Genomic DNA, 669 nt, shown 5'->3' on the forward strand with positions numbered 1-669 from the left:
TGGATTGCTCTTTTTCCGCAGATATTCAAACGCGCATTGATAACAAAACCAAACCCTTAGGTGCTCTAGGGTTGCTAGAAAAAGTCGCATTGCAGTTAGCGTTGATTCAAAGCCAAGATCAAGCACAAGCCGTAGAAGAGATTGTTATTCGCAAGCCAACGATGTTGGTGTTTGCTGGCGACCATGGTGTTGCGAAAGAAGGCATTAGCATCGCACCGAGTGAAGTTACCCAGCAAATGGTTGCAAACTTCCTTGCTGGAGGTGCGGCAATTAACTGCTTTTGCGATGTAAACCAAATCGAATTCAAAGTGATTGACTGCGGTATGCTTGCGCCAATCGAAGTCATGGTTCCTGAGTTTAAATCTCATCCGAATTTAATTGAGCAGCGTTTAGGAAATGGCACTGCCAATTTTTCAAAGCAAGCGGCGATGTCTTCTGAACAAGTAGCGCTTGGTTTGGAATATGGTGCAAGAGTGGCGCAAAGCACCATCTATTCAGGATCTAACTTACTGATGTTTGGCGAGATGGGCATTGGAAATACCAGCTCGGCTTCCGCATTATTGGCGGCACTCAGCCCGCTTGAGGTAAACCACTGTGTTGGTCTTGGTACGGGCATCAACTCAGAGCAGTTGAGCCGAAAGTTAAAGTTGGTTGCTCAAGGGGTAAGTC

General features: G+C 46.3%; 1 protein-coding gene. It reads left to right on the top strand.

The genetic code is table 11. From position 1 onward, the window contains the following. The coding region (locus R7Z49_RS25400) for a nicotinate-nucleotide--dimethylbenzimidazole phosphoribosyltransferase (protein ID WP_318112444.1) at positions 1-669 on the top strand (669 nt) is incomplete at both ends.

It is taken from the genome of Vibrio sp. 1562, assembly GCF_033340155.1.
Taxonomy (GTDB): domain Bacteria; phylum Pseudomonadota; class Gammaproteobacteria; order Enterobacterales; family Vibrionaceae; genus Vibrio; species Vibrio alginolyticus.